Genomic DNA, 25,204 nt, shown 5'->3' on the forward strand with positions numbered 1-25,204 from the left:
GGGGCCCTGATTGCATTCCGAGGTGGTCAGAGGAGGTCCGGTTCTGCGCCCGGTGACTTGACGGTCTCCTGCCCGGACCTGCGACTCGTCAGGACCCTCGTCGCGGGTTCCACGACACGCGCCGCGATCGGACCGAGCACCGCGGTGATCATCACGTACGCGGAGGCGATCGCGGCAAGTTTGCTGTCGACGTGACCGGACGCGACGGCGAGGCCCGCGATCACAATGGAGAACTCGCCGCGCGCGATGAGCGCGGCCCCCGCGCGGGCACGGCCCATGACGCCGATTCCATGCTGCCGCGCGGCGATCCACCCGGTCGCGAGCTTCGTCAGCGACGTGACGACAGCCAGCAGAACCGCCCACCCGAGCACCGGCGGGATCGCCGTCGGATCGGTGTTGAGACCGAAGAAGACGAAGAAGATCGCGGCGAACAGATCACGCAGCGGCTCGAGGACCCGCGACGCGTCGTGCGCGGTCGAACCCGAGATCGCGATCCCCAGCAGGAATGCGCCGACCGCCGCCGACACCTGCAGAGCAGACGCGATGCCTGCGACCAGCAGCGCGGCACCCAGCAACTTCAGCAGCAACGATTCCCGGTCAGGGCTGTCGAGAACGAGCGAGACGTAGCGGCCGTACTTCAGGACCAGTACGAGCACGATGGTGACCAGACCGAGCGCGATCGCGACGGCCTCGAGGCCGCCGAGCAGGCTCACGCCGGCGAGGATTGCGGTGAGGATCGGCAGGTACACGGCCATGGCGAGATCCTCGAAGACGAGGATCGACAGCACGATCGGGGTTTCCCGGTTACCCAGCCGGCCGAGGTCGCCCAGGACCTTGGCGATGATCCCGGACGAGGAGATGTAGGTGACGCCGGCGAGCACGAATGCGCCGATCGGGCCTAGTCCGAGCATCAGTGCGAATATCGCGCCCGGTGTCGCGTTGAGGAGGAGGTCGATGATTCCGGCGGTACGCGAGCGACGAAGGCCGGTGACCAACTCGCTGGCGGTGTACTCGAGTCCCAGCAGGAGCAACAGCAGCACCACGCCGATCTCGCTGGCGAGGTGGCTGAACTCGCTGATGTCGCCGAGTTGGATGAATCCGCCGTTACCGAAGCACAGCCCACCGATGAGATAGAACGGGATCGGCGACATGCCGAACCTGGCGGCGACACGCCCCAGGACGCCGAGCGCGAAGAAGACCGCACCCAGTTCGATGAGCGCGAGAGTGGTCGAATTCATGCGTGCGGATCAGCCGTTCCGCAGGATCTTGGCTGCGGCGTCGAGACCGTCGGCGGTGCCGACTGCGACGAGGATGTCTCCTCCGGTGAGGACATAGTCAGGTTTCGGGGATGGTGCGACCTGCCCTGCGCGCATCACCGCGACGACGGAGACACCGGTCCGGGTACGCAGCGCGGTGTCGCCGAGTACGCCGCCGTCGAAGCGCGAGCCTTCGTGGACATGGAGCTGGCGCGTGATGATCCCGGGAAGGTCCCGGTGGTCCTCCTGGAGCTGAGCGACGAGCTGCGGCGCCCCGAGCAGGTTGCTCAGCGTCGCCGCCTCCTCGATGGTCAGTGGAAGGGAGGCGGCACACGCGTCGGGGTCGTCGGCCTTGGAGATGATCAGGTCGGAATGGCCGTCGCGGTGGGTGATGACCCCGATCCGGCGCCCCGACGCCAGCTCGAAATCCTTACGTACCCCGATCCCCGGAAGCGGCGTCACGTCGACGTTCATCCCGCAAGAGTAGGACTGCTCGGCGACCGGCGACAGCCAGGGTTCACCCCTGCCCGAATTGCCTGATTCTTCGGTGGCGCGGGTGACTTCGAGGGACGGCTCGCCGATTCACCGGGCCGCGAACCGGCCGTCCGGACCCGGCTCGTACGGGGTCACGTCCACGACCGCGCCGACCGGAAGCGGTCCGTACAGATGCGGGAACCGCATCGATTCCGGATCGTCCGGCACCCCGGGTTCGTATCGCACCAGATCGGACAGCCGTTCGGGTGCGACATGGAGGAGGACCAGGTCGCGTCGCCCGGCGAACAACCGGTTCGCCGGTAGGTGTACCTGCGCCGGCGTGGACAGGTGCACGAAGCCCACCGTGTCCAGCGAATCCGGTGCCACTCTCCCGTCCTGCTGTGCCGCCGCCCAGTCGTCCCGGCCGCAGATGTGCAGCAGATTCCCTGTCACCGACCCTCCTCTACGCTGCGCTGTGAGCGAACAAACACCCGGCATATGTCCACGTCCTGGGCTTTCCGGGGCGTCCACGTGAAACACGCCACGATCCACCGCGGACGGGAACAACACATGAACGCGCAACGTCTGTCAGAGTAGATCTACCGCGCCATCCCCGGCGCGGCGGACCAGACCCCAGGCGACCGATGTGGTGGTGGCCAGTTTGGAGGAGTCATGCCCGGTACCTTGACCAGCCCGAAGTTGACCGCTACAGACCGGTGCGACCGGTGCAGTGCCGCCGCTCGCGTCCGCGCCGTTCTGGCCACCGGTGGTGAGCTGTTGTTCTGCGGCCACCACGCCAAGGAACACACCGACCGGCTCCGCGAGATGGGCGCCACGATCGTCACCGAGGACGACGCCACCGCCACCATCTGATCCGCCGTCCGGAGCCGCACGGCTTCCAGACCCGACCCGAAACGGGCGCCCACACCGTGGGCGCCCGTTTCCTCGTTCGTGGCGTTCGCGGCACGTTCGTGGCGACCACAGCACAGCCCGATCACCAGCTTCGCAGCACCGCGATGCGGTCACGCAACTGCTCGGCCGTCGCCAGTGCGGTCGGCGGGCCTCCGCACTGCCGACGCAGCTCACCGTGGATGACCCCGTGAGGCTTGCGGGTCCGATGGTGCACGACCGCCACGAGGGAGTTCAGATCCCGGCGTAACTGGGCGAGGGTGTCGGCGGTCGCGACCCGCTCGACGACTTGCGGTGGGGGTTCCGGGGCTGCCTCCCGCGGCTTGCTGAGCTGCTCCTCCTGCCGCTGCCGTAGCAGTGCGCGCATCTGATCGGCGTCGAGCAGTCCGGGCAGGCCGAGGTAGTCGGCCTCTTCGTCGCTGCCGGAGAACGTGGCCGTTCCGAACGAGGAACCGTCGTAGATCACCTGGTCGAGTTCGGCGTCCGCGCCGAGGGACGTGAAGGCCTTCTCCTCCTCGCCCGGCTCGTCCTTGCGCCGGTTCGCGTCGGCGAGCAGTTCGTCGTCGAAGCCCTCCTTCTCCCGGTGCGGTTTGCCGAGCACATGGTCGCGTTGAGCCTCGAGCTGGGCCGCCAGATCGAGGAGCACCGGCACCGACGGCAGGAACACGCTGGCCGTTTCCCCCTTGCGTCGCGACCGCACGAAACGGCCGATGGCCTGTGCGAAGAACAACGGAGTCGACGCGCTCGTCGCGTACACACCGACGGCGAGTCGCGGCACGTCGACGCCTTCGGACACCATCCGCACCGCGACCATCCAGCGCTGGCCCCCGTCGCTGAACCGGGAGATGCGATCGGAGGCGGTCGGGTCGTCGGACAGCACGACGGCGGGCATCTCGCCGGTGAGCCGTTCGAGGATCTTCGCGTACGCACGCGCCACCGTCTGGTCGGTCGCGATCACGAGGCCCCCGGCATCGGGCATTCCGCCCGCGCGCAGCTGCTCGAGCCGCGTGTTCGCGGCGCCGAGGACGGCGGGAATCCAGTCGCCGTCGGGATCGAGGGCGGTGCGCCACGCCCGCGCCGTCTGCTCTGCGCTGAGCGGCTCCCCGAGTCGCGCGGTGAACTCCTCCCCCGCGCTCGTGCGCCACCGTGCCTCACCCGAGTACGCGAGGAACACGACCGGTCGGACGACGCCGTCGGCGAGCGCGTCGGAATACCCGTACGAGTGGTCCGCCTTGGACTGCATGAGTCCCTCGTCGTTCGGCTCGTACGTCACGAACGGGATGGCGCTGTCGTCGCTGCGGAACGGTGTTCCCGTGAGGGCGAGGCGCCGGGTCGCGTCACCGAACGCCTCGAGGATGCCTTCGCCCCAGCTCTTCGCGTCGCCGCCGTGGTGGATCTCGTCGAGGATCACCAGCGTCCGGCGCGCTTCGGTGCGAACCCGGTGTTTGAACGGGTGTGACGCCACCTGCGCGTAGGTGACCACGACGCCCTGGTAGTCACTCGACGTCTGCCCTGTCGAATTCGTGAAGTTCGAATCGAGGGCGATGCCGCTGCGCGCCGCCGAGGCCGCCCACTGGTGCTTGAGGTGCTCGGTGGGTGCAACGACGGTGATCTGGTCGACGGTGCGGTCCCGCAGCAACTCGGCGGCGACACGCAGCGCAAACGTCGTCTTGCCCGCGCCGGGCGTCGCGACCGCGAGGAAGTCCCTCGGGCCGGTCGCCAGGTACTTGGTCAGGGCGCGCCGCTGCCAGGCGCGCAATTGCCCCGCAGGGGCGGAAGTGGTGGTCGTGCCTACGGTTTCGGTGCTCACCGGTTGCTTGTGCTCCTTCTCCGCTCACGATCGGTCGGCTGCCGCTGCGTCGTCCCGACCTTCCGCCGACCGTGGGGCAGCCTATCGTCTCCTGCGACCGTTCCCTGCCGCGAACCGCCCGGCCGCCGAGGTTTCGCGCGCGATCGTGGCAGAATTCGACGCGCACACATCGACCGCGCCTGCACGTCCTCGCGCGTCGTCAGGAATGCTGGAAGTACATGAGCGAGCCATCCCGATCCCCCGCACCGCGAACTGTTCACCGACGCGTCCCGCGGCCGGTGCGGGCCGCGCTGCGGGTGATGGGTCGAACGGCGACCAAGGCGTGGGACGACTCGATCTTCAGCAAGGCGGCGACCGCCGCCTTCTGGCAGACGTTGTCGCTGCCACCGCTGGTGCTCGGACTGATCGGAAGCCTCGGCTACGTGGGCGGATGGTTCGGACCCGACACCGTCGACATCATCCTGTCCAAGACCATCACCTTCAGCCGGACCATCTTCAGCGAGAACGTCGTCGACGGCATCATCAGCCCGACCGCCACCGACGTGCTGGGCCGCGGACGTCCCGCGCTGATGTCGCTGGGCTTCCTGTTGTCGCTGTGGGCGGGCTCGTCCGCGATCTCCACCTTCGTCGATTCGATCGTCGAGGCCCACGGCCAGCAGGAGCATCGTCACCCCGTGTGGCAGCGCTTCTTCGCGCTGCTGCTGTACGTGATGTTTCTCATCCTCGCAGTGTTCACACTGCCGCTGGTCGCTCTCGGGCCGAATCTGATCGGCCGGGCGCTGCCCGCGTCCTGGTACGACCTCGGGTCCCGGATCGTCGACACGTTCTACTACCCGGCGGTGGGGCTGCTCCTGCTGGTCGGCCTGACCACGCTTTACAAGGTGGCGCTGCCCAAGTCGCTGCCGTGGCACCGACTGCTGGGCGGCGCCGTTGTCGCGGGGGCGTTCTTCCTCGCCGCCAGCGAGGGCCTGCGCTGGTACCTGAGCTGGCTGGCCGGCACCGGCTACACCTACGGCGCGCTCGCCACGCCCATCGCTTTCCTGCTGTTCACGTTCTTCCTCGGCTTTGCCGTGGTGCTCGGCGCCGAGTTCAATGCGACCGTGCAGGAGTTCTGGCCCGCGCGGGCGACCCGGCTCGAGCAGTGGCGAGAATGGCTGGCCGAGCAGGCCGCGCAGCAGCCGTCGCCGGACCTGGGGCCGGTGACGAACCTCACCCGGCGGCTGACGACGAGTCCGGTGCGACTGACGGATCTGATCCGTCCGGGCGATCGGGAACCGGAATCGTGCCCGATCGACGGCACGCCGGAGGCGCAGGAGACGCGGCCGGAGAATCTCCCTGCGGACACGCCCGGGCCGCAGAAGACTGCCGACCAGGCCGCGGGAGAGTCACCGAGTCCCGACCCGATCATCCGGGCCGGGACTCCCCAGGCTCGGTCTTCCGGGTCGCCGTCTCAGTCGCCGTCGCCCTTACGAAGGCCGTCGTAGACCTTCTTGCATTCCGGGCAGACGGGCGAGCCGGGCTTCGGGGACCGCGTGACCGGGAACACTTCGCCACACAGTGCGACGACGTGGGTACCCATGACCGCGCTCTCGGCGATCTTGTTCTTCTTCACATAGTGGAAGAATTTCGGGGTGTCGTCATCGGTCGACTCGTCGGTTGTGGTGTCGGGCCGTTCCTTGATCTGGGTGCTCACCGTTCCATGATGCCGCACCGCGTGTGCATTCGAAACGCCGGAGTGGGACAGTAGGAGCATGGCGAGAACTTCAGGTTTCGGTGGATCCCCCGAGAGCGGATCGCCCGACAACCCGGTTCTGATCACCGAGGCCGCCACGTCTCTCGAGGACCAGCACCGGGCACGGGTCCGCAAGTACTTGACAATCATGGCATTCCGTATCCCGGCGCTGATCGTGGCGGCGCTGGCCTACGGTGCGTTCGAGAACCCGTGGATCTCGATGGCGATCATCGGGGCGTCCATTCCGCTCCCGTGGATCGCTGTGCTCATAGCCAACGACCGGCCGCCCCGTTCCAAGGACGAGCCGAGCCGCTGGGACGGCCGGCGCGCGGACATTGCCGCGACACAGGCGCTCGAGGCCTCCAAACCGCACGTCATCGACGGTTGACGGACGACCTCGCCGCCGTCGGCCCGCCCGTGGGCTGCGAGAATGCAGGACGTGGACCGTGACCTACTGCTGTCGATCTGTTCCCCGCTGCGCTCCGCGCTGCTCCGTTGCCGCTACGACACCGACACCATGCTCGAACTCCTCGGACCGGAAGCGCATGCGGCGCTCGGCCGCAGCGAGCCTGTGCCGGTCCGTCGTGCTGCCGTCCGGGGTGGCGACCTCGGGACGCTGATCCGCCTGTTCCTGCTGGGCGACACCTGCCCGACCGGCGAGGTCGCGTCGGCGCTGGCACCCCTTGCGGTCGATGCTGCGGTCGCGGCGGGTCTGCTCGAGAAGGACGGCGACGGAGTGCGCGCGGGCCTGGACCTGCGTCCGCTCGACGCCGGCACCGGAACCCGATGGATGCTGTCCGATCTCGACGGCGCGATCCGGCCGGTCCCGACGCGACCCGACCACGTGCTCGGGGTCGGGCAGGCATCGCTGTCGCTGCTGCGGGCCATCCCGGACGATCCGGTCCGGACCGTACTGGATCTGGGCACGGGGTGCGGTGTGCAGGCGGTGCGAGCCACCGATTTCGCCGGCACGGTCACGGCTACCGACATCAATCCCCGTTGCCTGGCACTGGCGGAGGCCACCGCCGCGCTCAATGAGGTCGAGCTGGAACTGCTCGCAGGTTCGTGGTTCGAGCCGGTCGCGGGCCGCCGCTTCGATCGGATCGTCGCCAATCCCCCGTTCGTGGTGAGCGCCGGACACGTCGAGCACAGCTACCGCGATTCCGGTCTGGATCTCGACGGCGCGAGCAAGCTGATGCTGTCGCAGGCCGTCGATCATCTCGAATTCGGCGGGACTGCGGCGATCCTCGCCTCCTGGGTGCACGTGGAGGACGAGGATTGGCGGGCTCGCGTCGCGTCGTGGTTGCCCGCGCACGGGGTCGACGCGTGGATCGTGCAGCGTGACGTGGCCGACCCGGCCCTGTATGTCGGCACGTGGCTCCAGGACGGCGATGCCGATCAGCGCGATCCCGCAGTCGCCGACCGGGCGGAGGCGTGGCTCGATCATTTCGACAGCCGTCGGGTCGAGGGTATCGGGTTCGGGTTCGTGTACCTGCGTCGCACGGACGGTCCGTCGGACGTGCTCGCCGAGGACCTGCGGCACGGTTTCACCGATCCGCTCGGTGCCGAGGCGATCGCCTACTTCGAGCGGCTGGCGTGGCTGCGTGACCACGATGTCCTGGAGGCCCGGTTCGCGGTGCGCGCGGACACCGCGCTCGAACGGGTGTACCTGCCCGGCGCGGACGGTTGGCAGCAGGTCGTCGCGCGGGTGCACCGTGGTGACGGGCCGGCCTGGCAGCACGAGATCGACGATCTCGCGGCGGCGTTGCTCGCCGGCATGCGTCCGGACGGCCTGGTGCTGGAGGAACTGCTTGCGCTGCTCGCGGTCGCGCACGGGGAGGACGAGGAGGAACTGGCCGAGCAGGCGATCCCGCTCGTCCACGGGCTGGTGCGGCACGGGCTGATCGAGCCGGTGTGATTCCACAGAGGTGACGGGACGGGGTTCCGGTAGCGGTTCCCCATTCGTTCCCTCGGTGGAACTTCTCAGCAACTTCTCAGGACGAGCTCCCCATCGGTGCAGGTCAACGGTAGCGGCGCTCGGGAACCGCGGGAACTTCCGAGACTGCCGGAGCGTTGAACGCTGTGAGACACCACCGATGAGGAGGCACGTCATGGCACGCCCCGACACCTACGCTCGAGTCGATTCCGACCTCGATTCCCAGAGCCCGGCTGCGGATCTGGTTCGCGTTTACCTGAACGGCATCGGCCGCACGGCCCTGCTGACAGCGGCGGACGAGGTGGAACTGGCCAAGCGGATCGAGGCCGGCCTGTACGCGCAGCATCTGCTGGAGACGAAGAAGCGGCTGGGTCCCGCCAAGAAGCAGAGCCTGGCGATGCTGGTGCGCGACGGCAAGGCCGCCCGCAGCCACCTGCTCGAGGCGAACCTGCGTCTGGTCGTGTCGCTCGCGAAGCGCTACACCGGACGCGGCATGCCGCTGCTGGACCTGATCCAGGAAGGCAACCTCGGTCTGATCCGCGCCATGGAGAAGTTCGACTACGCCAAGGGCTTCAAGTTCTCGACGTACGCGACCTGGTGGATCCGACAGGCAATCACCCGCGGCATGGCCGATCAGTCCCGCACGATTCGGCTGCCCGTCCACCTCGTCGAACAGGTCAACAAGCTTGCACGGATCAAGCGGGAGCTGCACCAGCAGCTCGGCCGGGAAGCCACCGACGAGGAGCTGTCGGCCGAGTCGGGCATCGCCGTGGAGAAGATCGCCGATCTTCTCCACCACAGCCGCGATCCGGTGTCCCTCGACATGCCGGTCGGCAACGACGAGGAAGCGCCCCTCGGCGACTTCATCGAGGATGCCGAGGCAACGTCCGCCGAGAACGCCGTGATCGCGGGCCTGCTGCACAGCGACGTCCGCAGTGTGCTGGCCACCCTCGACGAGCGCGAGCAGCAGGTCATCCGGCTGCGGTACGGCCTCGACGACGGGCAGCCGCGCACCCTCGACCAGATCGGCAAGCTGTTCGGCCTGTCCCGTGAGCGGGTGCGGCAGATCGAACGTGAAGTGATGGGCAAACTCCGCGAGGGCGATCGTGCAGAACGCCTCCGCGCCTACGCCAGCTGACCGGGCAAGTCAGCGCCGTCGATCCCCGAGAACCGGGCTGGGTTCTCGGGGATCGTGGTGTTCGGGGACGTCCCCGCCCATCACCCGTGGGAGCGGGAGGGTGGGGAGTCAGCGCAGTCGGCGAGGGCCCAGATCCAGCGGGTGCGGTTCGGGGCCGATCCGCAGGTGCGCGTCGGTCAGCTCGGCGCCGGTCGCCGACGCGAGGACCGGTTCGCACGCGATCTCCCGCACCTCGGGCAGGTCGTCGGCAAGCGCCGAGATGCGCTGGACGAAGTCGATGAGCGCGGCCTTGCTGACGGGAGCGGCGTTGCGGTATCCCGACAGCAGTGGGGCGGCTTTCGGGGCGTCGATGAGTTCGGCGGCCTCGTCCTCGGTGAGCGGCAGTACCCGGTAGGCGCGGTCGCCGAGCAGATCGGAGATGACTCCGGCGAGCCCGAAGGAGATCAGTGAACCGAACGACGGGTCGTCCTGAACACGCACCACGCAGCCGATGCCCTTGGTGGCCATCTTCTGCACGTGCATGAGCGGCTCACCGGAAGCCGACGACAGATCACGGTAGGCGACACGCACTGCTTCGGCGTCGAGCAGGTCGAGGCGCACACCGCTCAGGTCCGGCCGGTGCCGCCACTGCGCCCCTGTGGCCTTCACCGCGACCGGGAATCCGATGTCCTCCGCCGCCGCGACGGCTTCGTCGGCGGTGGTCACGGTTCGGAAGTCGGCGACGTGCACGCCGTAACAGGACAGCAGCAGCGCGGCCTCCGAGTCGGACAACCATCGGCCGTCGGGGGAATTTGTGAGCCACCCGTCGACGAGTGTGCGGGCCCGATCCGGTTCGATGCCGCTAGGACGGACCACCTGGGAGGTCGGACGGCTGCGCCATTTCGCATACCGCCACGCCCTCGCCAGGGCCCGGACCGCGCGTTCCGGTCCCGGATAGGACGGCACCGAACCGCGGATCGGGTTGCCTTGGTCGTCTCGGACGGCGAGCACGTCCGGAATGCCTTCGGTGGCGAGAAACGTGCTGACCACGGGTTTGCCGGATCCGGCGACGACGTCACGCAGGGCCTGCGCGTACGGTTCGACCGTCACCGCGACGGGCGGAACGAACACCGCGATCACCGCGTCGACGTCGGTGGCGTGCACGGCCCGGGCGACGGCGTCGGCGAACTCCTTCGGGGTGGCCTGGGCCCCCAGGTCGATAGCAGCGCCCGGTTTCAGCCCCTCACTGCGGGCGGCGTCGACAGCCAGCAACCCGAGGGCGGTCGAGTTTCCGACGACCGCGACCCGGGGGCCTGGGGGAAGGGGCTGGTAGCCGAACAGCAGTGCCGTGTCGAACAGTTGCGCGATCGAGTCGACCTGCACGACGCCGGCCTGTTCGAACAGGTCCTTGACGATCGTGTCGTCCATCTCCCCGGTGTGCGCGGCCAGTGCAGGCGGCACTGCATGACGACCGCTCTTGACCGCGACGATCGGCTTGTTGCGGGCGACCCGGCGGGCGATGCGCGAGAACTTGCGTGGGTTGCCGAAGCTCTCCAGATACAACAGCACGACTTCGGTGGCGGGATCGCTGTCCCAGTACTGCAGCAGGTCGTTGCCGGACAGGTCGGCGCGGTTGCCTGCGGAGACGAACGACGACAGACCGACACCGGTCTTGGCTGCCTCGTCGAGAATCGCGATGCCGAGCGCGCCGGACTGGCAGAAGAACCCGACGTTGCCCGCCGCCGGCAGCACCGGGGCAAGGGTCGCGTTGAGCCGCACGGCGGGGTCGTTGTTCGCGACCCCGAGGGCGTTCGGTCCGATCAGCCGCATGCCGTGGGCCCGCGCGGCGTGCGCGAGGCGGCGTTCGGAATCGCGGCCCTCCGGACCGGTCTCGCCGAACCCGGACGACACGACGAGCAGCGCCTTGACGCCCTTGGCGAGGCAGTCGTCGAGCACGGCGTCGATGGAGTCGGCGGGCACCGCGGCGATGGCGAGGTCCACCTCGTCGGGAATGTCGCGCACCGTCGGATAGGCGCGCACGCCGCGCACCGAGTGGTGTTCGGCGTTGACCGGGTAGACGGGTCCGCTGAATCCGCTGCGCAACATGTTCACCAGCACCGCGTTACCGACCTTGCGGGTGTCGGTGGAGGCACCGATGACCGCGGCACTGCCGGGGCTGAGCAGGTTGCGGACACTGCGGGCTTCGGCGGCACGCTCGCGGGCGTTGCGCACCGAGACCAGCGCCTCGGTCGGGTCGATGGCGAATTCGAGGCGCACCACACCGCCGTCGAAGCTGCGGCTGACCTGGTATCCGGCCTCCCGGAAGACGGTGATCATGTTGCGGTTCTCGGCGAGGACTTCCGCGACGAACCGGTGCAGACCGTTCTCGGCGGCCGCGCCGGCGAGATGTTCGAGCAGGATCGGCCCGAGGCCGCGCCCCTGGTGCGCGTCCGCGACCGTGAAGGCGACCTCGGCGGATTTTCCGTCCCCCTCACCGGGTAGTCCTTCGTACCGGCCGACGGCGATGATCTCGTCGCCGAGCACCGCGACGAATGCGACCCGTTTGTGGTGGTCGACGACCGTGAAGTTGAACAGATCCTTCTTCGAGATCGTCGGGTAGGGCCCGAAGTAGCGCAGGTACCGGGTGCGATCGGAGAGTTTGCCGTGGAATTCCAGGAGCCGATCGGCGTCCTCCGGGACGATCGGCCGCAGGTTCACGGCACCGCCGTCGGAGGCCAGGACATCGGCGACCCAGTGGCGCGGGAAGTTGCGCGCGACCTCGATCGCGCGCTCCTGGGCGGCCTTCTTCTCTGCTTCTGCCGCGGCCTTCGCCGCGTCCGAAGTGGAGGTTGCGGGTGTGCCGTCGGGATCAGTCACGAGGGTCCTCCGGATCCAGGCCGAGCAGGGGGAAGCTGGCGCGTCGTGTGGCGATGATCGTCGAGTCGATTCGGGTCAGTGCTCGGTCCAGGGATGCGATGCCGGTCTCCGGGGTGCCACCGGGCCCGTCCCATTTCAGATAGGACACGTCGCCGCCCTCTCCCATCGTGGTCGGCAGATCCACCCCGGGCGCCATCGTCGCCACGCGCTCGCGCCACTCCTCGGGAACGACGGTGGCCGGATCGACCTCACGGTCGAGTGCCGCGGCGATCAGATGGGTCCAGGCGCGCGGCACGACACGCACGAGCCCGTAGCCGCCGCCGCCGACGGCGAGCCAACGGCCCTCGCAATACCGGTCGGCGAGGTCGCGCATCGCCAGGTAGGACGCGCGTTGACCGTCGACGGTCAACGACAGGTCGGCGAGGGGATCCTCGCGGTGACTGTCCGCGCCGCACTGGCTGATCAGGATCTGCGGCCGGAACGCGGCGATCGCACCGGGAACGACGGCGTGGAATGCGCGCAGCCAAAGCGAATCCACGGTTCCGGGCAGTACCGGGATGTTGATGGCCGTGCCCTCAGCGGCGCCGGAACCGATTTCGCTGGACCATCCGGTGTTCGGCCACAGCGTGGCCGGATGCTGGTGGATGGACACGGTCAGGACTCTGGGGTCGCCGAGAAAGGCATGTTGGACGCCGTCACCGTGGTGAGCATCGACGTCGATGTAGGCGATTCGGTCGTAACCGTGATCGAGCAGCCACGAAATCGCGATTGCCGCATCGTTGTACACGCAGAACCCGGCGGCCCAATCGGCCATGGCGTGATGCATGCCACCTCCGATGCTCACCGCACGCCGGGCGCGTCCGGCGGCGATCTCCCGCGCGGCGGCCAGGGTGCCGCCCGCGAGGATCGCACCGGCCTCGTGCATGTGCGGAAAGATCGGGTTGTCCTCGGTTCCGAGCCCGTGGGCGGCATCGGGTGCGGGCTCTCCCGAATCGGGTTGCTGCGCACCGGCCCGCTTGACCGCGTCGACGTACCCCGGGGTGTGGATCCGCAGCAGGTCGTCATCGGTTGCGGCGGTGGGACGGACGGTTTCGACGCCGTCGAGCAACCCGATGTTCCGTGACAGCGCCATCGTCAGATCGAGCCGTGTCGGGTTCATCGGATGGGTCGGCCCCCAGCGATAGCCGAGATAGTCCGGACTCCACACCACAACGCGATCGCCGCTCAGATGTGCCGAACCGCCGGTCGCGGTTGATGTGGTCGTCATGCCTGCAGACGCTACTGCGCGGCCCTTGCCGATGCGAGCACCGCACGCGCGTCGGCGCGAGCACCACGCGTGCCCCCACCGTACGTTTCGTCCGGCTAGAATCGGCCGCAGACGAAGGGGTGTGAGAGTGAAGGACCTGGTCGATACCACGGAGATGTATCTCCGGACGATCTACGACCTGGAGGAGGAAGGCGTCGTGCCCCTGCGGGCGCGCATCGCCGAACGCCTCGAGCAGAGCGGGCCGACCGTCAGCCAGACCGTTGCGCGGATGGAGCGCGACGGTCTCCTGCGTGTCGCCGGCGATCGGCATCTGCAGTTGACCGAGAAGGGCCGTGATCTTGCGGTGTCGGTGATGCGCAAGCACCGGCTGGCCGAGCGGCTCCTCGTCGACGTGATCGGACTCGACTGGGAGAACGTGCACGCCGAGGCGTGCCGCTGGGAACACGTCATGAGCGAGGAGGTCGAGCGCCGTCTGGTGGAGGTGCTCAACAATCCGACGACCTCCCCGTACGGCAACCCGATCCCGGGGCTGGCCCAGCTCGGGTTGAGCCGCCCCGCGGCGGCGGACGAGAAGCTGGTGCGGCTGACCGAGATCCCGAGCGGCAAGCCGACCGCGGTGGTCGTGCGCCGGCTGGCCGAGTACGTGCAGTCCGACCCCGATGTGATCGCGCGCCTGCGGGAGGCGGGAGTCGTTCCGGACGCGCGCGTTACAGTCGAGACGAAGCCCGGGTCGGTGATCATCACCGTGGCCGGCCACGACGGCTTCGAACTTTCCGATGAAATGGCTCACGCCGTTCAGGTGAAGCAGGTCTGATCGAGGCCTCTTCGCCGGCGGTGCCGGGCCGGCGAAGAGGGGTCGACGATCGTGAAGCTTCTGGTGACCGGCGGTGCCGGATACGTGGGTAGCGTGTGCAGCACCGTCCTGCTCGAACAGGGCCACGAGGTGGTGATCGTCGACGATCTGTCGACCGGCAACGCCGACGCGGTACCCGCAGGCGCCGAGTTCGTCGAGGGTGACATCGGAAGGATCGCCGCCGAGGTCCTCGGCAGCGGCGCGGGCGCTCCGCGTTTCGACGGAGTACTGCACTTCGGTGCGCAGTCGCTGGTCGGTGAATCCGTCGAGGTGCCCGAGAAGTACTGGCAGGGCAACGTCGTCACGACACTCGCGCTACTCGAGGCCATCCGGACCTCGGGAACACCGCGCCTGGTGTTCTCGTCGACTGCCGCGACTTACGGCGAGCCCGACCGGGTTCCGATCATCGAAGATGCGCCGACCCGGCCTACCAATCCGTACGGCGCCTCGAAACTCGCCATCGACCACGCTATTTCGTCGTACTCGCGGGCACACGGACTGGCCGCGATGAGCCTGCGATACTTCAACGTGGCCGGCGCGTACCACGGCGCAGGCGAAAACCGCGTCGTCGAAACACATCTCATTCCGCTCGTGCTCCAGGTGGCACTGAAGCAACGCGACCACATCTCCGTGTTCGGTACCGACTGGCCCACCAAGGACGGCACCGCGGTCCGCGACTACATCCATGTCAAGGACCTCGCCGACGCGCATCTGCTCGCTCTGACCTCGGCGCGGCCGGGCGAGCACAGGATCTACAACCTCGGCAGCGGTGAAGGATTCACCGTCCGCGAGGTGATCTCGGCCTGCGAACGCGTCACCGGTCTGCCGATCCCCGCCGTGGATGCACCGCGCCGGGCCGGCGACCCGGCCGTGCTCATCGCGTCGAGCCGACGCGCGATCGACGAACTCGGGTGGCGGCCCCAGCACACCGATCTCGACGAGATCGTCTCGGACGCATGGGATTACCTCCGCGGGCTCGGCGACCGCTCGCACACCGCGCGGCGCTGATTCACCCGGCGGAATCCGGTGGCGGCAGCGGAACACCGAGCCGGGCCGCGATCTCGTATCCCGTGTCGGCGAGCCCCCGCACGGTGTCCGGGCGCAGACCCGCCTGCAACGCCTGGTCGAGCAGATCCGCGAGCCGGTGTCGCGGATTCGACTCGAGAGCCACACCGAGCGCGACCCCGGCGAACGGCCCGTCACCGCGGACGTATGCCCCGAATCCGACGAGCGCGGCCGCTTCGGCGCGCTCGGGGTCGGGCAGGGACCGCGTCAGCGTGATCCACAAGCCCTCGGCCGCATCCGCGTACGGTCCGGCCGCGAGTCCCAGCAACGCATCGCGGACCGTCGGATTCGACAGCAGCACAGCGAGCTCTGCCATTTCCGGAGCGAGCAACTCCATTCCGCTGTCGTGGTCGGCGATTCGATCGAGGACCGTTTCGAGTTCCAGGCGGTCGGCGTGGTCGCGGCCACCGGACCGGACCGCGAATTCGTAGGCGAGGTCGCGGGAGTCGACGGCATCGTCGATATATCCGGCGACGCGACTTCGCACCGGCAGCGACAGCGGCTCGAGCACCTCCGCGAGTTCGGTGCGTGATCGCCGGATGAGGCCGCCCTCGTAGACGCGGGCGGCGGCGACCGGCGAGGCGCTCGGGTCCGGTACCGTTCCGCGACTCCCGTCGTCGCATCCGGCGTCGCCGCACAGCGTGAACCAATCTCTGCCGGTGTCGATCTCCGACGCCGCGTGCACCCCGGCCACGTCGACACCGTGGTGGGCCAGTTCTTCGGCCAAGTCGTCGACGAGCCGGCGGGCAGTGGGCACCGCCGGGCTGTCCGGCCGGTCGAGGCGAGGGTCGACGAGGACGACGAGGACCGCGTCGGCGCCGTCACGCGCGCACACCGCACCGAATCGAGCGAATGCCGCACCCATCACGTCGGGAACCGGGTCGTCACCGTCCGGCAACAGCAGATCGTGCCGCATCACGGCGCCGACGGTGGCGGTGCCCGGGGAATCGAGGGACGGACTCAGGCTCACCACGATCAGCGAGCGGATCGGTGTGAAGCCGAGCAGTGCGGGGACCGCGGCGATCAGTTCGCCGGGTTCGGTCAGCCGCAGCGGTCGAGAGGACGAAGCGAATGTGGTCATGCCCCGACCTTCCCCGATCCGAACGACGCGCGAGAGGGGCGACGAGCGGGTTCGCCGAATCTGGGGATGGACCGGACGCCTGTGGACAACGTCTACCGCACAGGGGTTCCCACAGACTCACAGCGCCGGGATTGTCGGACCCGACTGGCAACGGGCCGCACCGCCGGCGCCCGGGTCACCCCGCGAGGATCCGCGCGAGCGCCGAATCGTAGACGAGCCCGAGGTTGTCGAGGTCGGGCTCACCGTCCCCGAACGACATGTAGGTGACGAGCAGCCGGAGATCACCGATCTGGGCGACGCGGGTCCGCATCGACTGGGTGATCGCGTCGGTGCCCCGCCCGGATCGCACCGTGCGGGACAGTTCGAGGGCTCCGACACCCGACGCCGGCGACGGAGGTGCCGGTTCGGGAACCGTCGTGACGGTCGCGGTGGCGCCGCGGTAGCTGCTTTCCACATGGGCACAGTCGGTGAGATAGCTGCGCAGGTCGTCGAGCGCGGCAGCGCCGGCGACCAGTTCGACGCTGATGGTGGCTCGTCGGTCGTTGTCGGTGCCCACCACCATCGCGGTACCGTCCGGCCCGTAGTCCTGTACGGGTGGCAGGCACCCCGCCGGGCTCACCTTGGCACCGACCGGGATGCCGGTCAGATCGGGGGCGGCCTGAGCGACCGCCTGGGGCGGAAGGACGATCGCCGCGTAGTAGGGCTCCGGGAAGTCCTCGGCGGGCAGCAGAAGCTCCGCCAGCGGCCGCGTCGGTGGCACTACCGGCGCGGTCGCGGCGAGCCCGCTCACTGCCGACCCCTGCGGGACAGCCGCACCGGGGACGGCGGTCGCGCATGCGGTGACGAGGAGGAGCGCCGGGAGCGCCGACACCACCGCCGATCGCGCGCGCCGGAACCGGTCCCGCGAGTGGGGTTCTCGACGATCGTGCGTTGCCACTGGGACCTCCGACGTTCGACGACCCGGACCCGTGCCCGGGCATGAGCCGTTCACCGGTTCAACTAGACTCGTTGTCCACCATGCCACGTCGCGCCCCTCCGGGTACCGCGGGTGGTTCAGACGATCGGAGTGGTTTGCATGGACGAGCAGTCCCGCATGTACGAGCTGGAGTTCCCCGCTCCGCGCCTGACGTCGTCGGACGGCCGGGGGCCTGTGCTCGTACACGGACTGGAAGGGTTCGCCGATGCCGGGCATGCGGTGCGGCTGGCGACGACGCACCTTCGGGAGAGCCTCGAGACCGAATTGGTCGCATCGTTCTCGATCGACGAGTTGATCGACTACCGGACGCGCCGGCCGCTGATGACATTCAAGTCCGATCACTTCTCCGACTACGCCGCGCCCGAGTTGAATCTCTACGCGGTCGTCGACACCGAAGGGACACCGTTCCTGCTGCTCGCGGGGACGGAACCCGACCTGAAGTGGGAGCGGTTCATCACCGCGGTGCGGCTCCTGGCCGAGCAGTTCGGCGTGCGCCGCACCATCGGGATCAACGCGATTCCGATGGCGATCCCACACACCCGTCCGCTGGGCGTCACTGCGCATTCGACGAACAAGGATCTGATCGCCGATCACCACCGATGGTCCGGCGAACTGCAGGTGCCGGCCGGCGCATCGTCGCTGCTCGAGCTGCGTATGGCACAGCACGGGCACGAGGCGGTCGGGTTCTCGGTGCATGTTCCCCACTACCTCGCGCAGACCGACTACCCCGCCGCGGCCGAGACGCTGCTCGAGCAGGTCGCGGAAGTCTCGGATCTGCGACTCCCGCTGGAAGCACTCGGTGAGGCCGCGGCGCGAGTGCGCGAGCAGGTCGACGAGCACATCGGCGACAACGAGGAAGTGCAGACGGTGGTCCGCGCTCTCGAACGTCAGTACGACAGCTATGTGGCGGCTCAGGAGCAGCAGGCATCCCCGCTCCCCTCCGACGAGAGTCTGCCCACCGGGGAGGAACTGGGCGCGGAATTCGAGCGGTTCCTGGCCGAGTACGAACGTCGCGACGACGATCCGGGAATGAATCCGTAAGCTACGGTTACGGTCCGACAGCGCCCGGACCAGCAGCGATTACCGTCCGGTTACTTTCCGGTAACTCTTCACATTGTGCACCCCACATACAGTCGGTACGCTCGGCGTGCATGCAAGAGTGGGCAGGCGGTCGAACCCTCACCGGCCGGCCTTCCGGGTCCTCGTGACCTCGGATCCTCACGACGTCGTCAGGAGACGTTCATGGGTACAGCGCGCACACGGAAGCTCCGTCCGGTTCCCGACTCGGAATCGCGCATGGTCTTCCGCACGATCCACGGATACCGCCGTGCCTTCCGGCTCGCCGGTAGCGGGCCGGCGCTGCTGCTGATCCACGGCATCGGCGACAACTCGTCGACGTGGCAGGACGTCATTCCCCATCTCGCGCAGAACTACACCGTGATCGCCCCCGATCTGCTCGGCCACGGCCGATCCGACAAGCCGCGCGCCGACTACTCGGTTGCCGCGTACGCGAACGGCATGCGTGACCTGCTGTCCGTCCTCGGCATCGACAAGGTCACCGTGATCGGGCACTCTCTCGGGGGCGGCGTCGCGATGCAGTTCGCCTATCAATTCCCGCACATGGTCGATCGCCTCATTCTCGTCTCCGCCGGTGGCGTCACCAAAGACGTACATCCGGCACTACGCGTGATTTCGATGCCGGTGTTCAGCGAGACGCTCAAGCTGCTGCGGCTGCCCGGTGCCATGCCCGCAATCAGGATCATGAGCACCGTGTTGAGCCGGCTGCACGGCACCGCCCTACAGCCGGGCGCGCTGCTCCACGACACCACGGATCTGGTCCGCGTGCTCAGCGAACTGCCCGACCCCACCGCGTCCGAGGCGTTCCTGCGCACCCTCCGCGCGGTGGTGGACCGGCGCGGGCAAGTCGTCACCATGCTCGACCGGTGTTACCTCACCCAGAATCTTCCTGTGCAGCTGATCTGGGGAGATCACGACACGGTGATCCCGGTCGGCCACGGCTATCTCGCACATTCGGCGATGCCGGGTTCCCGGCTGGAGGTCTTCCGAGGCGCCGGGCACTTTCCGTTCCGCGACGATCCGATCCGGTTCCTGCGGGTCGTCGAGGAATTCCTCACCTCCACACCGCCGCTCGAATTCGACGCGGACCGCTGGCGGCAGCTGCTGATGTCCGGGGTGAGCGAAAGCCAGATCAGCGGTGGGCCCGAGACCCGCATGGCGGTCCTCGACGCGATGGGCGCCGACGAGCGCAGCGCCACCTGACCCCGCTCGGCGCCACGTCGACACAGACCGTGACTCGTACCCGTTCCTGCGCCGACTAGCCTGTAACGGTGCTGCTGCCGGATCTGATCCCCGACCCCGTCGACGAGGACTCGCTGTTCGACGCCTTCACCTCCTGGACGACGGACCGGGGACTGACGCTCTATCCGGCGCAAGAGGAAGCGCTGATGGAGCTCGTCGCCGGCTCGAACGTCATCCTGGCGACGCCGACGGGTTCGGGAAAGTCGATGGTGGCGCTCGGCGCGCACTTCTTCGCGCTCGCCACCGGCAAACGCACGTTCTACACCGCACCCATCAAGGCGCTGGTCAGCGAGAAGTTCTTCGCGCTGTGCGAGGTGTTCGGCGCCGACCTGGTCGGGATGATGACCGGTGACGCCTCGGTGAATTCCGGTGCGCCCATCATCTGCGCGACCGCGGAGATCGTCGCGAACCTCGCGCTGCGGGAGGGTGCGAACTCGGACATCGGCCAGGTGATCATGGACGAGTTCCATTTCTACTCCGAACCGGACCGCGGCTGGGCGTGGCAGGTTCCGTTGATCGAGCTTCCGCGCGCCCAGTTCCTGCTGATGTCGGCGACCCTCGGAGATGTCAGCCGGTTCCAGGCGGATCTGACGCGCCGCACCGGCCGGCCCACCACGGAGGTGTCCGGCGCCGAACGGCCGGTGCCGCTCACCTACTCGTATTCGCTCGCGCCGATCGGCGAGGCCATCGAGGAACTGGTCACCACGCATCAGGCTCCGGTCTACGTCGTGCATTTCACGCAGGCCGCGGCACTCGAACGTGCGCAGGCACTCACGAGCGTGAACATGTGCAGCAAGGCGGAGAAGGAGGCGATCGCCGAGGCGATCGGCGCGTTCCGCTTCTCGACGGGCTTCGGCAAGACGTTGTCACGGCTGGTGCGGCACGGCATCGGCGTGCATCACGCCGGGATGCTGCCGAAGTACCGTCGGCTCGTCGAGCGTCTAGCCCAGGACGGACTGCTCAAGGTGATCTGCGGGACCGACACGCTCGGTGTCGGGATCAACGTCCCGATCCGCACGGTGCTACTGACGGGTCTGACGAAATTCGACGGCACCCGCATGCGTCAGCTCAAGGCCCGCGAGTTCCATCAGATCGCCGGACGTGCCGGGCGCGCCGGGTTCGACACGATGGGGACCGTCGTCGTGCAGGCACCCGAACACGAGATCGAGAACCATCGGGCACTCGCCAAGGCGGGCGACGATCCCAAGAAGAAGCGGAAGGTGCAGCGCAAGAAGGCACCCGAGGGTTTCGTGTCCTGGGGCGAGGCGACGTTCGAGAAGATCGTGGCCGCGCCGCCCGAGCCGATGGTCTCGCGGTTCCACGTCACCAACTCGATGCTGCTCAACGTCATTGCTCGTCCCGGCAATTGCTTCGACGCGATGCGTCATCTGCTCGAGGACAACCACGAGCCCCGCAAGGCGCAGCGCCGGCACATCCTGCGGGCGATCGAACTGTATCGGGGTCTGCTGCAGGCCGGAATCGTCGAACGCCTCGACACCCCCGACGAGGACGGTCGCTGGGCGCGGCTCACCGTCGACCTGCAGCGCGATTTCGCGTTGAACCAGCCGCTGTCGCCTTTCGCGCTCGCGGTCCTCGAACTGCTGGACATCGAATCCCCCACCTACGCCCTCGACGTGGTGTCGGTGATCGAATCGACCCTCGACGACCCGCGGCAGATCCTGTTCGCGCAGCAGCACGCCGCGCGGGGGGAAGCGGTGTCGCAGATGAAGGCGGACGGAATCGAGTACGACGAGCGCATGGAGCTGCTCGAGGAGGTCACCTGGCCCAAGCCGCTCGTGGAGCTGCTCGAGCCGGCGTTCGAGACCTACCGGGCGGGACATCCGTGGGTCTCCGAGACGCCGCTGTCGCCGAAGTCGGTGGTACGGGACATGGTCGAGAAGTCGATGACATTCGCCGAACTCGTCTCCCACTACGGGCTGGCCCGCTCCGAGGGGCTGGTGCTGCGCTATCTCGCGGACGCGTATCGGGCACTGCGCCAGACGGTTCCGGATTCGGCGCGCACCGAGGACCTCGAGGATCTCACCGAATGGCTCGGTGAGCTGATCCGCCAGGTCGATTCATCTCTGCTCGACGAGTGGGAACAACTCGCCAACCCGGGCGTCGAGGCGGACGACCAGCAGATCGCGTTCGGCGCGGACACGCCGCGCCCGATCTCCGCGAACACCCGTGCGTTCAAGGTCATGGTCCGCAACGCCATGTTCAAGCGCGTCGAACTCGCGTCACGGCAGCGGTGGGACGACCTGGCCGGGCTCGGCGACGGACTCGAGGCCGAGGATTGGGCGGATCTGCTCGAGCTGTACTTCGACGAGTACGACGAGATCGGCACCGGCCCGGACGCGCGCGGGCCGGGGCTGTTCTCCGTCGCGACGGAACCGACACTGTGGCGGGTGCGTCAGACTCTCGCGGACCCTGCGGGCGACCATGGTTGGGCGCTGGTCGGCGAGGTGAATCTGGCCGAGTCGGATGCTGCCGGTGAAGTCGTGTTCGACGAGTTCGAGATCGTCGAGGGCTGATCGGCGCCCCCGCGCCGGGACCCACCGGACTCCCGGTGGGTCCCCTGGTCCGCGTGGGATCAGCGGCAGCAGTTCGGATCCAACACCACGCGCAGCGCGTCCAGGGCATCGGTGCGAGCTCGGTGGTAGACGTTCATCCCCCGACGTTCGGATTCGACCATGCCGGCCTTGCGCAGTTGACCGAGATGGTGGCTGACGGTGGATTCCGCGAGGTCGACCCCGCCGGCCAGATCGCACGTGCACACCGCACCGTCGGCGGCCGTGAGCAGGATCGACATGAGTTTGATGCGAACCGGGTCGGCGAGGGCCTTGAGCCGCAGCGCGACCCCGAGCGCGGCATCGTCGCTCATGGGCGCGGCCGAGACCGGGGCGCAGCAGATCGGTGCGGTGACGTCGATCACCGGGAGCGCTTTGGGCATGGCAACAACCCTATCGAACAATCTTGACTTATGTCGAAAAGGTGGCACGCTGAAGCCGTAAGTATCTTCGACATAAGTCGCAAAGGTGGAGGCTGGCATGTCACGCGCACAACTCGCCCTCAACGTCGACAACCTGCAGGACGCGGTCACGTTCTACTCGAAGCTCTTCGGCACCGAGCCTGCGAAACTCGAGCCCGGCTACGCGAACTTCGCGATTGCGGAGCCTCCCCTGAAACTGGTCCTGTTCGAGAATCCCGGCAAGGGTGGCACGATCAACCACCTCGGCGTGGAGGTCGACTCGTCGGAGAAGGTCCACGCGGAGATCGCCCGGTTGACCGGCGAAGGGCTGTTCACCGACGAGGAGATCGGGACCACGTGTTGCTTCGCCACCCAGGACAAGGTGTGGGTCACCGGTCCGGCCGGGGAGAAGTGGGAGGTCTACACCGTCCTCGCCGATTCGGAAACGTTCGGGTCGAGCCCGCAGCACCTCGACGCCCCGCAGGACGCGGGGGGCGGGTGCTGTAGCGCTGCCGCTCCGACTACGTGCTGCTGAGCCGCGAGATCGACGCACCCGTCGTAATCCCTCGCGATCAGCGCAAAGCGGCCCACCTGGCCACGACCGGGTCGAGCCGGCCGGGCCGGAAAGGCGGACGCCCTCTGTTTCCGCAGAATCCGGGGGCGATCCGGTACCGGTTTGGGCTACATGGGCATGTGCATCATCGGCATTCCACCCATCTGGTGCAGCCACATCATCAACTGGTGCAGCAGGGTGTGCGCTTGGTCCATCATCCCCATCATGTTCACGGCCGCGACCTTTCTTTCGTGATTCGCCTCTTCGTGTTTCGTCGAGGCGGGATGCTCCCCGCTCCCTCCTCCATCGTCCTCCTGCAGGGGTCGTTCACGCCGAGATCTGCTTTTCTCGAGCGGGTCTTTCACCGAAGCTCGGGGTGGACATGCAACGGTGACTTCGCCGTTCCCACCCCGGTCCTATAGGCGAGTCCGGACCGGCTGGTGGGTTTCGTACATCCGCACCGCAACGATGAGTGCGGAGACGGCGCTCACGGCCGCAGCCACGCCGACGGCGGCGTGCAGGCCCATCAAGTCGGCAACGATTCCGCCGAGAACGGCCCCGACCGCGTAGCCCAGATCGCGCCAGACGCGGTAGACGCCCACGGCTCGACCGCGCCAGGCCGGGTGAGCGACGTCGCCGACCACTGCCAGCAAGGTGGGGTAGACCATCGCGGTACCCGCTCCCAACAGCACGGTGCCAGCGGCCCAGCCGGCGAACCCGTCCCCCAGCGCGATGACCGCCAGGGCCGCGGCCTGGGTGGCCATGCCGGTGGTGATCAGGTGCTTGCGTCCGATCCGGTCCGACAAGGCCCCGGTGATCAGCTGTCCCACCCCCCACACCCCGGGATAGAGCGCGAAGAGCAGCCCGATCTGGCCCACAGTGAGCCCGGCGGTGGCGAACAGCAGGGGGAACAAGCCCCAGGAGAGCCCGAAGTTGAGGTTGTTGACCAGCCCCGCCTGGCTGGCCGACGACAGGGCCGGCTCCTTGATGCTGGTCTGTACCAGGATCTGCCGGTCGGTCAGGTCGGCATGGAGGTGGTCGTGGAGTCCGTCGGCGCGGGCCACGTGCTGACCGGCGTCGAGCAGCGCATGGCCACGGGTCTCCCTGACGAAGACCCCGGACAGCAGCAGCGCCAGAGCGGTATAGGCCAGTCCCAGCAGGAACGGGGCCGGGCGCAGTCCGTAGTGCTCGGCGAGGTAGCCGGCCAGCAGCGAAGTGGCGGCCACCGCGCCGTAGCCGGCGGCCTCGTTGAGACCCATGGCCAGACCACGCCGGGCCGGGCCGACCAGGTCGATCTTCATCACCACGGTGGTGGACCAGGTCAGGCCCTGGTTGATGCCCAACAGCACGTTCGCGGCAACCACCCACCACCAACTCGTGGCGAAGATGAGCATCAACGGCACCGGCAGGGCGAACAGCCACCCCACCAGCAAGACGGGTTTACGTCCGTAGCGGTCGGAGAATGTTCCGGCGAAGTAGTTGGCGATCGCCTTGGTGATCCCGAAGGCGGCCACGTACGTGAAGATGAACGTGTAGCCGGTCAGCCCGAATTCGTCCTCGGCCAGCAACGGAAGCACGGTCTGCTGCTGACCGACCATGCCCCCGACCAGGGCGTTGACGGCCACCAGCAGGGCGAACTGAGCGGAATTTGCCCGCAGCCCCAATACCGGGGGGCGGTCCGCGGCGCGGGTTCTCATGCCTCGACCTGCCGGTCGGGATCGACCGGCTTCGGCTCACGCATCATCTTCACGGTCGAAACCTCGTTCAGCGACGGAAGAGTGAACGCAAGGTCCGACGCTCACCTCGGGCCGGCGCATCCTGACCGCAGGTACAGCGGTCGGCGGCGGGCACCGAACGCATCACCGCATCGACGTGCTGTCCACAACCTCCCCAACCGGTCTTGCCGCAACGCGAACAGGTGACGGGATAACACATGGAATCCTCCTGGGATCGAAAGAACAGTCACCGACAACCCCGGCCGAGCGGCCGGAAACGATCAGGCAGGGAC

23 protein-coding genes are annotated in these 25,204 nt (G+C 68.1%); 11 read left to right on the plus strand and 12 right to left on the minus strand.

All coding sequences use genetic code 11. The features are described 5' to 3' along the window. Nucleotides 1-26: 26 nt before the first annotated feature. The 3 genes from RZ1_RS25765 to RZ1_RS25775 all read right to left on the minus strand — a co-directional run bounded on the left by RZ1_RS25765 (nucleotide 27) and on the right by RZ1_RS25775 (nucleotide 2,183). Nucleotides 27-1,238: a cation:proton antiporter gene (locus tag RZ1_RS25765; RefSeq protein WP_072815468.1), complete on the minus strand. Its 1,212-nt coding sequence runs from the start codon at nucleotides 1,236-1,238 to the stop codon at nucleotides 27-29. Between the two features lie 9 nt (nucleotides 1,239-1,247). Beyond that, entirely contained in the window at nucleotides 1,248-1,730 is a 483-nt protein-coding gene (locus RZ1_RS25770; RefSeq protein WP_072815469.1) for a cation:proton antiporter regulatory subunit, read from the minus strand. Between the two features lie 108 nt (nucleotides 1,731-1,838). Beyond that, nucleotides 1,839-2,183, minus strand: a complete 345-nt coding sequence (locus tag RZ1_RS25775) for a DUF952 domain-containing protein (RefSeq protein WP_072815470.1) — start codon at nucleotides 2,181-2,183, stop codon at nucleotides 1,839-1,841. A 219-nt stretch (nucleotides 2,184-2,402) separates the two neighbouring features. Between RZ1_RS25775 and RZ1_RS25780 the strand changes: the two genes are divergently transcribed. Further along, a complete protein-coding gene (locus RZ1_RS25780) occupies nucleotides 2,403-2,603 on the plus strand; it encodes a DUF7455 domain-containing protein (protein WP_072815471.1) in 201 nt (66 codons plus the stop codon). Between the two features lie 121 nt (nucleotides 2,604-2,724). Here the strand turns inward: RZ1_RS25780 and RZ1_RS25785 are convergent, their stop codons facing one another. Then, the gene (locus RZ1_RS25785; RefSeq protein WP_072815472.1) at nucleotides 2,725-4,449 is read right to left on the minus strand and encodes a DEAD/DEAH box helicase; all 1,725 of its coding nucleotides are present in this window, start codon (nucleotides 4,447-4,449) and stop codon (nucleotides 2,725-2,727) included. 299 nt (nucleotides 4,450-4,748) lie between these two features. On the opposite strand from RZ1_RS25785, the gene RZ1_RS25790 reads away from it, so the two are divergent. Then, nucleotides 4,749-5,933, plus strand: coding sequence for a YihY/virulence factor BrkB family protein (locus RZ1_RS25790; RefSeq protein WP_138996917.1), 1,185 nt, complete (start codon nucleotides 4,749-4,751; stop codon nucleotides 5,931-5,933). Here the strand turns inward: RZ1_RS25790 and RZ1_RS25795 are convergent. Next, the gene (locus RZ1_RS25795) at nucleotides 5,900-6,142 is read right to left on the minus strand and encodes a DUF3039 domain-containing protein (protein ID WP_072815488.1); all 243 of its coding nucleotides are present in this window, start codon (nucleotides 6,140-6,142) and stop codon (nucleotides 5,900-5,902) included. The two genes, RZ1_RS25790 and RZ1_RS25795, sit on opposite strands and share 34 nt — an antisense overlap. A gap of 58 nt (nucleotides 6,143-6,200) precedes the next feature. On the opposite strand from RZ1_RS25795, the gene RZ1_RS25800 reads away from it, so the two are divergent. The 3 genes from RZ1_RS25800 (at nucleotide 6,201) to RZ1_RS25810 (ending at nucleotide 9,255) form a co-directional block, all read left to right on the plus strand. After that, nucleotides 6,201-6,569, plus strand: coding sequence for a DUF3099 domain-containing protein (locus RZ1_RS25800; protein ID WP_072815474.1), 369 nt, complete (start codon nucleotides 6,201-6,203; stop codon nucleotides 6,567-6,569). A 51-nt stretch (nucleotides 6,570-6,620) separates the two neighbouring features. Next, a complete protein-coding gene (locus RZ1_RS25805; protein WP_072815489.1) occupies nucleotides 6,621-8,099 on the plus strand; it encodes a DUF7782 domain-containing protein in 1,479 nt (492 codons plus the stop codon). A 193-nt stretch (nucleotides 8,100-8,292) separates the two neighbouring features. After that, nucleotides 8,293-9,255 (plus strand): sigma-70 family RNA polymerase sigma factor, encoded by a 963-nt coding sequence (locus RZ1_RS25810; RefSeq protein ID WP_072815475.1) that lies wholly within the window; start codon nucleotides 8,293-8,295, stop codon nucleotides 9,253-9,255. Between the two features lie 108 nt (nucleotides 9,256-9,363). Here the strand turns inward: RZ1_RS25810 and RZ1_RS25815 are convergent, their stop codons facing one another. Both RZ1_RS25815 and RZ1_RS25820 read right to left on the minus strand, forming a co-directional pair. Beyond that, nucleotides 9,364-12,111 (minus strand): bifunctional acetate--CoA ligase family protein/GNAT family N-acetyltransferase, encoded by a 2,748-nt coding sequence (locus tag RZ1_RS25815; protein ID WP_372481613.1) that lies wholly within the window; start codon nucleotides 12,109-12,111, stop codon nucleotides 9,364-9,366. Then, complete coding sequence (locus tag RZ1_RS25820; RefSeq protein ID WP_072815476.1) at nucleotides 12,104-13,378, minus strand: acetoin utilization protein AcuC; 1,275 nt, start codon at nucleotides 13,376-13,378, stop codon at nucleotides 12,104-12,106. Before RZ1_RS25820 ends, RZ1_RS25815 begins: the two co-directional genes overlap by 8 nt. Nucleotides 13,379-13,505: 127 nt before the next feature. On the opposite strand from RZ1_RS25820, the gene RZ1_RS25825 reads away from it, so the two are divergent. Together RZ1_RS25825 and galE are read left to right on the plus strand one after the other, a co-directional pair. Next, entirely contained in the window at nucleotides 13,506-14,192 is a 687-nt protein-coding gene (locus RZ1_RS25825) for an iron-dependent transcriptional repressor DtxR (protein ID WP_072815477.1), read from the plus strand. Nucleotides 14,193-14,243: 51 nt separating this feature from the next. Next, a complete protein-coding gene (gene galE, locus RZ1_RS25830; protein ID WP_072815478.1) occupies nucleotides 14,244-15,239 on the plus strand; it encodes a UDP-glucose 4-epimerase GalE in 996 nt (331 codons plus the stop codon). A 1-nt stretch (nucleotide 15,240) separates the two neighbouring features. Here galE and RZ1_RS25835 read toward each other — a convergent pair whose 3' ends face one another. After that, the gene (locus tag RZ1_RS25835; RefSeq protein WP_072815479.1) at nucleotides 15,241-16,377 is read right to left on the minus strand and encodes a DUF4192 domain-containing protein; all 1,137 of its coding nucleotides are present in this window, start codon (nucleotides 16,375-16,377) and stop codon (nucleotides 15,241-15,243) included. A 175-nt stretch (nucleotides 16,378-16,552) separates the two neighbouring features. Next, nucleotides 16,553-17,314 carry a hypothetical protein gene (locus tag RZ1_RS25840; protein WP_083583919.1) on the minus strand — a complete coding sequence of 254 codons (762 nt, stop codon included), beginning with the start codon at nucleotides 17,312-17,314 and terminating at the stop codon, nucleotides 16,553-16,555. 138 nt (nucleotides 17,315-17,452) lie between these two features. On the opposite strand from RZ1_RS25840, the gene RZ1_RS25845 reads away from it, so the two are divergent. The 3 genes from RZ1_RS25845 (at nucleotide 17,453) to RZ1_RS25855 (ending at nucleotide 22,206) form a co-directional block, all read left to right on the plus strand. Beyond that, complete coding sequence (locus RZ1_RS25845; RefSeq protein WP_072815480.1) at nucleotides 17,453-18,394, plus strand: proteasome assembly chaperone family protein; 942 nt, start codon at nucleotides 17,453-17,455, stop codon at nucleotides 18,392-18,394. 201 nt (nucleotides 18,395-18,595) lie between these two features. Further along, nucleotides 18,596-19,633, plus strand: a complete 1,038-nt coding sequence (locus RZ1_RS25850; protein WP_072815481.1) for an alpha/beta fold hydrolase — start codon at nucleotides 18,596-18,598, stop codon at nucleotides 19,631-19,633. 68 nt (nucleotides 19,634-19,701) lie between these two features. Next, nucleotides 19,702-22,206 (plus strand): DEAD/DEAH box helicase, encoded by a 2,505-nt coding sequence (locus tag RZ1_RS25855; protein ID WP_072815482.1) that lies wholly within the window; start codon nucleotides 19,702-19,704, stop codon nucleotides 22,204-22,206. A 59-nt stretch (nucleotides 22,207-22,265) separates the two neighbouring features. Here the strand turns inward: RZ1_RS25855 and RZ1_RS25860 are convergent, their stop codons facing one another. Continuing rightward, nucleotides 22,266-22,625 carry an Rv2640c family ArsR-like transcriptional regulator gene (locus RZ1_RS25860; RefSeq protein ID WP_072815483.1) on the minus strand — a complete coding sequence of 120 codons (360 nt, stop codon included), beginning with the start codon at nucleotides 22,623-22,625 and terminating at the stop codon, nucleotides 22,266-22,268. Between the two features lie 97 nt (nucleotides 22,626-22,722). Here RZ1_RS25860 and RZ1_RS25865 point away from each other — a divergent pair, with 97 nt between their 5' ends. After that, on the plus strand, nucleotides 22,723-23,178 hold the full coding sequence (locus tag RZ1_RS25865; RefSeq protein WP_072815484.1) for an ArsI/CadI family heavy metal resistance metalloenzyme: 456 nt from the start codon (nucleotides 22,723-22,725) through the stop codon (nucleotides 23,176-23,178). 434 nt (nucleotides 23,179-23,612) lie between these two features. On the opposite strand, the gene RZ1_RS25870 is transcribed toward RZ1_RS25865, so the two are convergent. Continuing rightward, nucleotides 23,613-24,893 (minus strand): MFS transporter, encoded by a 1,281-nt coding sequence (locus tag RZ1_RS25870; RefSeq protein ID WP_072815485.1) that lies wholly within the window; start codon nucleotides 24,891-24,893, stop codon nucleotides 23,613-23,615. A gap of 67 nt (nucleotides 24,894-24,960) precedes the next feature. Beyond that, the gene (locus RZ1_RS31975; RefSeq protein ID WP_505358130.1) at nucleotides 24,961-25,131 is read right to left on the minus strand and encodes a DUF8730 family Cys-rich protein; all 171 of its coding nucleotides are present in this window, start codon (nucleotides 25,129-25,131) and stop codon (nucleotides 24,961-24,963) included. Nucleotides 25,132-25,204 lie beyond the last annotated feature (73 nt).

Origin of the sequence: Rhodococcus zopfii NBRC 100606 = JCM 9919, assembly GCF_001895025.1 — a bacterium.
GTDB lineage: Bacteria > Actinomycetota > Actinomycetes > Mycobacteriales > Mycobacteriaceae > Rhodococcus > Rhodococcus zopfii.